This window comes from Marinitoga sp. 1155 (genome assembly GCF_001021175.1).
Lineage (GTDB): Bacteria > Thermotogota > Thermotogae > Petrotogales > Petrotogaceae > Marinitoga.
The window spans coordinates 20,661-27,967 of the sequence record NZ_AZAX01000009.1 but is presented as its reverse complement, the minus strand read 5'-3'; the positions used below and the strand labels follow the sequence as shown (position 1 = coordinate 27,967).

Sequence of the window (7,307 nt, the reverse complement as noted above, 5' to 3'; positions counted from 1 at the left end):
AAAAAGTTAAGAGGGGATATATTGTACATCTTTTAAATGAAATATTAGTATCTTATGATTTAGATTCTAAAGGTAATATAATAAATAAAGAAATAAAGAAAGAAGAACTTAAAAAAATTAAATATCCGGAAAATGCAGAGATTACATTTTATATTGTGAGGACATGGAAGGGATTAAAAATTGATTGGATGAAATCTGTATATTTGTTAAAATGAAGGAACTATCCAAATTGGCAATGTACGTTTTCTATTAGATTGGTTGTATATATCAGCTTCCTAATAGGTTTTGAATATTTAAAGTAAGCAAGTTCCCAATTGTTTTTCTATATTTGTGCTGCTATGGGGTGAGTTTTGCCCCATTTTTTCAAATTCTACAAGTGCAGCCTCAGCTGCTTCAAGATTTGGAGCCTGGTATATAGGTTTCAAATCCTTAGTGATTTCTTTTCTATATTTATGAGGGACATATTTAAAAGTATTTCTCAATTGATGTACAATACACATTTGAACTTCAGTTTTTGGAAATGCGGCATGAATTGCATCAACAAAACCTGTTAATCCATCTACAGAAGCAATTAAAATATCCTTATAACCATCAAGATTAATACCAATAACGTTATATATAACTTTTTTCTTTACAATACCCATCTTCCTTTACTGAATAAAATGAAGTGTCCAAATATACGATAGCATATACTTCTTCCAAAGGTCTATTTTTCCAGTCATTAATCAAATTACAGTATTAGTAATTATACTAGGGTGTATTCTCTAAAAGATCAAGAAGTTAAAGTTAAAGTTAAAGTTAAAGTTAAAAATATGTTAAGAAATATTTTAGAGAATTTTTAAAATTACCCCACTATTACAGCAAACATTATCGCTGCAATTGTTTAGAAAAATTATAATTTTTATATAAGTTAATTTTAAAATTATAAATTTGAATATTAGTAGATTATAGGATATCTTGATAATAATTTTAGTAAAATGGGAGATTTCATATCTGAGAAATGCTTTAATAATTCAGGCATATATTAAATCATGCTGCGCAAGCAGAAGGATTTAATATTCTTTAATTTTAAAAAGATATAATTTTTTAAAAAAGCATATGCTTTTTTAATCGCACCTGTAAAGCGGTAAAAGTTTTAACAATTAATTTTCTTGCTCTAAACAAATTTCTTAACTCTAAAACTAAATCCTCAGGTTCAGATGATTTAATTACATAGTCGCTTAATAAATATACGGCTTTAGCAATGTTTTTAGCATCGATCTTATCAGTTTTTGAATGGCTAAATGCTCTCATGAAATTCTTGAGAGAATATGGGTGTAATACCAGAATATCAATACCTCTTTTGTTTAAAAATTGTTTTAAAGGAATTAGGATTATTATTACCGGATGAAGGAGAAATAAAAGTTCTTAATTATGATGTTAAGACAAAATGGAAAAAATTATCAAAAGAAATAGGGGTAGTACTTACAAATGAAAGGAGTTTATATTGGTGTAAAAACAACTACAAGAATGTTAAAAAAGGGAAAATAAAAATGTACAAAAAAGGGATTAAGAATTAGAAATAGGGTGTCCAATTAGTAAGAAATAAAAAAGGCACTCCTTGATTCAATATAGAAACATTGAATTGAGCCAAAAAACAAAAGAAAGGAGTGCCCAATTCAATGTTAGCACAAAAAAAGATAGAAATCAATACGTCTTTTGTAAAAAAAAGAAATTTTATTTATTTTCAATATTATAGATATATTTTTTAAAGAACCAAAATACTCATTTGGTAGAAAAAAGGAATTTTCAGATAAAGCTATTCTTAAAATTCTAATGTTGTTAAAAATGGCTAAAAAATCGTATAGAAAAGTTCAGGAATTATTTCATGAACATCCAGAATTTTTAAACTTGATAGGAATAAATGAAGCTCTTTCAAACAATATCATATAGAGCAAATAGATTAGATTTTAGAAAAATAAATAATGATTTGATTAATTGGATATATAGTAAATTTCAATTATCTAAGACACATGCAACTATAGATGCTAATGTAATTAAGCCATGTAAAGATTCCAGATTAGGTATTGCTAAAGCGACTTTCAATAAAGAAGAATTTGGTTTTACAAATAACATCGCTTCGCGAGGTTATTGAAAATAAATCATATTATAATTATATTATAAATAAAATATTATTTCATAATATTTTAAAAGGTAAAGAATTCGGTAAAAAGTTTTATTTATCATTAGATGCTAAAAATGATTTTGTTCTTGATTTTACTTTGCATTGCTTCGCAAAATTTTGGTGATATAACATATAAATTATTATTATAAAACTTTTTGAAATATTATTTCATAATATTTCAATGCTGCTTATGATTCTTATGATATTTTTTCAAAGATTATGTCTTCTAATTCTATACCAGTTATTGATTTAAATAAAAGAAATACTAGATATTATGAATCTTATAATAGATATGTTATGAAATCTTTTAGAATTGCTTTTAAGAACGATTATAAATTACGTTGGGAGATTGAAAGAGTTTATGGTATTATGGATATGTCTTTTGGTACTGAATATGTTTGGTATGTTAGAAATAGAAATTATTTGACTTTTGCTGGTATTACTGTTGTTTTATTCAATTTTATTGTTCTTTTTAATATTCTTCATAATTTACCTTTAAAAAAGATTTCTAATTTTTTGTCCTTTAGACTTTTTGGACAGGCTATTTGCTTTTATGCTTCTTCTTTTTAATTTTATCTTTATATTTTCTTTATTGATTTTACTCATTTTTTTTGTTAAAATACTTATAGTCCTAAAAAAATCAATCTCGCCCTCATAGTTCAACGGATAGAACGGCGGATTCCTAATCCGCAAATGGAGGTTCGATTCCTCCTGGGGGCACCAGTATTAATCCGGGAAGTTCCCGGATTTTTTGTTATTTCTCTTTTCTATAAACTCATAGGTTGTATTCTCTAAAAAGTCTAAAATGAGACGAAGACTCGAATATTACCCTTAACACACCTACGGTGGGTTATTGGATTAAAAAATAGGATTTTAATAAAAAAACCTTAGAACTATCGCTCTCTTACAGCGGGTAATCGGAATAAATATTTATTATATAATATTATAAATCCTTTTTCCCTTAGATTTTTTTATACTTAAAAAATATAAGCGTAAATAGAAGTAAGATATTTTATTTTATAAAAACAAATCAAACACAGAGATAAGAAGGTGAAAAAATGTGGTATCCTGGCCATATAAAAAAAGCAAAAGGAAAAATTAAAACATATTTAAAAACTGTTCAGGGAATACTGGAATTAGTTGATGCAAGAGCTCCTTATGCAAGTAGAGCTTATGAATATGATGACCTGTTTAAAAATAAAGAAAGAATTATTCTTTTTAACAAAATTGACATTGCTGATGAAAGCAAGCTAAAATTCTGGGAAAAATATTATAGAGATAAAGGATATAAAGTTTTAAAAACAGCTTTAAAAAAAGTAAGTGTAAGAAGTTTTTTAACAAAAATAGTTTATAAATCGTTTCCAAAAAAGTTTAGCGAATTGAGGGTAATGGTTGCTGGTATACCAAATGTTGGAAAATCAACCTTAATTAATAGTATAAAAGGGAAAAAAGCTTTAAGGGTGGGCAATACCCCAGGAATTACAAGAGGCCTTCAATGGATAAGTGTTAACAATCAATTTATGTTACTCGATACACCAGGTATTTTATATAGTGAAATATACAATAAAAAAATATTATATAAACTTATACTAATAGGTTCAATTAAACCAGAAGAAGATGAAAAAGAATTTGCAATAGAATATGGTTTCAACTTTTTTAAAGAAAAATATCCAGATATAATTAAAAAAGCTTTAAAATCAGATAGTATTCCTGAAGATCATATAAAATTTCTTGAATTATTCGCTAAAAGAAGAAATTTTATTGCTACTGGTAATACTTATGATATTGAAAGAGCTATGAGTACTTTTTTAAAAGAATTATCAGATGGAAAATATGGAAAAGTTGTATACGATTATCCTGAAGATTATGATATTTTAAAGTGAGGGATTTTTTATTCTAAATGGCATTAAATTTTTTAATTTTGGGATTATAAAAGAATTAACAAAAACAAAAAATATAAAAACATTAATTGCCTTAATAGAGGCAATAGATGATGATATTATTCAATTAAAAATAGATAAAAATAAAAGAATAATTATTGAAAATCCAAAATTACCAGAAAATATAAAAGCTGGAGACTATATTAATGTTATCGATGAAAAAAGCAAAAATACTAATATCACACAGGCAAAAGAACTTTTATTTATTATAGAAAATCAAAATATCAAAGAATCTGAAAAAGAATATTCTTTGATATTTCCTTTATTAAATGAAAATATAGAATTAAAATTAATTGGCAACATGAAAAGTCCACAAATAAAAAATTTTATAACTTGGTTAGGAAAATTTATTAAAAACATTTTTCCAAAGAATTATAATCTCTCAAAAAAATATAATATCACTCCAGACAATAAAAAAAACATTAATAGTGCTAATAATTTTATTAAAACCTTTATAAAAGAAATCGCAAAAAGTATCATAGAAAATAAAAGTTTAAAGATCCCCAATCCTAACGACAGCGCAAAAATCATAAATAAAATGATTGAAAATACAATTTTAATAAACAAAGAAAAAGAACCAACGGATATACTTAAAAACATTACAAATCAAAATAATGATCAAATTGTAAAAAATAAAAAAAATGAGAATTTTATAAAATTTGAAAAAAAGGACGTAAATTTCTTAAATATAAACGAAAACAATAAAAAAAATGAAAAAAGTAATAAGATTCCACATAAATCAAAAACAGATGAAAAAACATATTATATAAAAACACAAAAAAATGAAATATTTCATAAAGCATTGAATGCATATAAAAACTTCTCACAATTTGAATCTATTCAAGAGCCGAACTTCGTATTTTTTCAATTATTTGGAATGCCTATTTTTTTTAATATTAGCGATGAAATAGATTATGAAAAACAACAGCAAAAAAAGATAAAAAGAATAGCTTTTTCTTTTATTTCTAATAAATTTGGTTTGATAAATAGCATTATATATAAGAAAGACAATTCCATAACAATTAATTTTAATATAGAAAGGAATATTGATGATTTTAAAAATAATATAAATCATTTAATTAATGAAATAGAAAAAGATGGAATTAAAATTAATGCTTTACAAATCAACACTTTAGAAAATACAGAAAAATTAAATAAGAAGGGATTATATGGATAAGAAAGTAGTAGCTATAAAATATGAAGAATTTAAAGATGAGGTCCCAACTGTAATTGCCAAAGGTATAGGAAAAATCGCTGATAAAATCATTGAAATTGCCAAAGAAAATAATATACCTATCTTGAAAAATACAAAAACTGTAAATGAATTGTATAGCCTTGATATACCTTCAGACATTCCTGAAGAAATGTATTTTATTGTTGCTAAAATAATTGCATATGTTATGGAACTCAATGAAAAAAGGGAGGAAAAATCATGGGATTAAAATACGCTATTGTCTATTTAGATTTAAAACCTGAATATGCAAAATTATATAATTTACCTGTAAAAATGCCAATATTAGTAGATGATATGAAAAACATTGCAGATAAAAACAAATTACCCCTTGACGTTATTTTAAGAGGATTAGAAGCACAATATAAAATTTCAAAAGATGAATATTATAAAAGTTATCTCGTATATTTTTATTATGAGGCATTTAAAGATGCTTTAAACAAAAATGATTTTGAAAATGCAAACTTATATTTAAATAAAGCAAAAAAAATTGCTGGAGAAGATTATAGATTTAATTTCTATAGATCGCTTTTGCTAAAAAAAAGCGGACAAGATGAGTTAGCAGAATTGGAATTAAAAGAATCTATAGTAAAAAATCCAAATTTTTATCTCGGTCATTTTGAATTGGGAAATTTAATGTTTGAAAGAAAAATTTATGAAGAAGCTCTTGAAGCTTATAAAAATACTTTAGAATTAAATCCAGAATTCATTATTCCTCGTTTAAAAATTGCTGATATATATATTGAGAATGGATTGTTTTCTGAAGCAATAGAGGAACTTAATACTATATTAAAAAAAGATCCTGAATTTTCCGCTGCTTATGTAAGATTAGGAATATTATTTAATCAACTACAAAGATTTGAAGATGCTATGAAAATACAGGAAAAAGGCTTGAAAAAAGACCCCGAAAATTATGAATTGCTATATAACCTAGCTTATACATATGCAAAACTCGGAAGACATATAGAAGCAACCAAAAAATTAGAAAAGGCTGCAGATATTTATGAAGAAGATTTTATACTTCATGAATTATCTATATCTTATAGAAATATTGGTGAATATATAAAGGCGTATGAAACAGCGAAAAAAGCTTTAGAAATCGCTAAAGAAGAGAATAAAAATCTAATTCTATTATTATTGGTAAAATTATCTGCTATTATTGGAGATATTGAAAGTACCAAAAAATATTATGAAATGTTAAAAAATACAGAATTTGAAATATCTGCAAAAACATTTTATATGTTTTCACTTTTATCCAATGATGAAATAGACATTGCAAAAAAGATATCTATTGAATTAAATAATTATGGAATGTATGGAAATATGCCTTTAATAATAGATAATATTGATTCTTATCTTGATTATTTAGAAAATATTGCTGATAAAAATTATGTGGAATCTTTGATAAATTCTTTTGATGAATATGGTGAAATTGATAAATTAGGATTATACAGAAATTTAAAGAAAAATAATATAGAGATAATGAATCTTATAAAAGAGGATCCAAATGAGGATATTGATGGTATTGAATTATTATTAAATGCCTATTTATTAAGTGGTATAGATTATGGACTTTCCGAAAGAATATCAACACTTTTAACAAAATATATATGGAAAGATGGAAAAGGAATATTGATTTCACGCTTTTTATTAAGATTTTATCAGGATAGAGCATTTGGTAATTTCAGCAGTTTAGATGTTTTTGTTAATGACATAATAGAAGAAATGAAAGATTTGCACTTTGAACTAGCTCGGTTCATTTCTGATTATGAATTAAACCTCATAGACTTTGATACTTTAGCAGAGTATTATTTAAACTCATATGAAGATATTATAAAAATAATTTTATCTTATATGCATATAAAACCTTCTATAGCTGAAATTGAAAATGTACATTTTGAAGATATAAAGGTTAAAACATTGCTTTTATGGGCTGCAAAACTTGATGGATTAATAACATTTTTAAAATAAA

General features: G+C 24.7%; 11 protein-coding genes and 1 tRNA gene. 9 read left to right on the top strand and 3 right to left on the bottom strand.

Annotation, left to right across the window (positions count from 1 at the left end; genetic code table 11):
* Nucleotides 1-215: hypothetical protein (locus X274_RS12155; RefSeq protein WP_047265543.1), on the top strand; the 215-nt coding region annotated here is incomplete at its 5' end.
* 78 nt (nucleotides 216-293) lie between these two features.
* Here X274_RS12155 and X274_RS04110 read toward each other — a convergent pair.
* From X274_RS04110 to X274_RS11760, 3 genes are all read right to left on the bottom strand, one after another.
* Complete coding sequence (locus X274_RS04110) at nucleotides 294-644, bottom strand: transposase (protein ID WP_052913168.1); 351 nt, start codon at nucleotides 642-644, stop codon at nucleotides 294-296.
* Complete coding sequence (locus X274_RS12370; protein WP_442914800.1) at nucleotides 613-702, bottom strand: hypothetical protein; 90 nt, start codon at nucleotides 700-702, stop codon at nucleotides 613-615. Before X274_RS12370 ends, X274_RS04110 begins: the two co-directional genes overlap by 32 nt.
* Before the next feature lie 384 nt (nucleotides 703-1,086).
* Nucleotides 1,087-1,326 carry an IS110 family transposase gene (locus X274_RS11760; protein ID WP_231580381.1) on the bottom strand — a complete coding sequence of 80 codons (240 nt, stop codon included), beginning with the start codon at nucleotides 1,324-1,326 and terminating at the stop codon, nucleotides 1,087-1,089.
* On the opposite strand from X274_RS11760, the gene X274_RS04105 reads away from it, so the two are divergent.
* The 8 genes from X274_RS04105 to X274_RS11495 all read left to right on the top strand — a co-directional run bounded on the left by X274_RS04105 (nucleotide 1,311) and on the right by X274_RS11495 (nucleotide 7,306).
* Complete coding sequence (locus tag X274_RS04105; protein ID WP_047265542.1) at nucleotides 1,311-1,559, top strand: hypothetical protein; 249 nt, start codon at nucleotides 1,311-1,313, stop codon at nucleotides 1,557-1,559. The two genes, X274_RS11760 and X274_RS04105, sit on opposite strands and share 16 nt — an antisense overlap.
* Before the next feature lie 344 nt (nucleotides 1,560-1,903).
* Nucleotides 1,904-2,134 (top strand): hypothetical protein, encoded by a 231-nt coding sequence (locus X274_RS04100; protein ID WP_047265541.1) that lies wholly within the window; start codon nucleotides 1,904-1,906, stop codon nucleotides 2,132-2,134.
* Nucleotides 2,135-2,383: 249 nt separating this feature from the next.
* On the top strand, nucleotides 2,384-2,734 hold the full coding sequence (locus X274_RS04095; RefSeq protein WP_047265540.1) for a hypothetical protein: 351 nt from the start codon (nucleotides 2,384-2,386) through the stop codon (nucleotides 2,732-2,734).
* Nucleotides 2,735-2,812: 78 nt separating this feature from the next.
* A tRNA-Arg gene (locus X274_RS04090) sits at nucleotides 2,813-2,887 on the top strand.
* A gap of 335 nt (nucleotides 2,888-3,222) precedes the next feature.
* A complete protein-coding gene (gene ylqF, locus X274_RS04085; RefSeq protein WP_047265539.1) occupies nucleotides 3,223-4,047 on the top strand; it encodes a ribosome biogenesis GTPase YlqF in 825 nt (274 codons plus the stop codon).
* Between the two features lie 307 nt (nucleotides 4,048-4,354).
* Complete coding sequence (locus X274_RS04080) at nucleotides 4,355-5,281, top strand: hypothetical protein (protein WP_047265538.1); 927 nt, start codon at nucleotides 4,355-4,357, stop codon at nucleotides 5,279-5,281.
* The gene (locus X274_RS04075) at nucleotides 5,274-5,546 is read left to right on the top strand and encodes an EscU/YscU/HrcU family type III secretion system export apparatus switch protein (RefSeq protein ID WP_047265537.1); all 273 of its coding nucleotides are present in this window, start codon (nucleotides 5,274-5,276) and stop codon (nucleotides 5,544-5,546) included. The genes X274_RS04080 and X274_RS04075 overlap by 8 nt, the downstream gene beginning before the upstream one ends.
* Entirely contained in the window at nucleotides 5,537-7,306 is a 1,770-nt protein-coding gene (locus tag X274_RS11495) for a tetratricopeptide repeat protein (protein WP_052913167.1), read from the top strand. The genes X274_RS04075 and X274_RS11495 overlap by 10 nt, the downstream gene beginning before the upstream one ends.
* Nucleotide 7,307 lies beyond the last annotated feature (1 nt).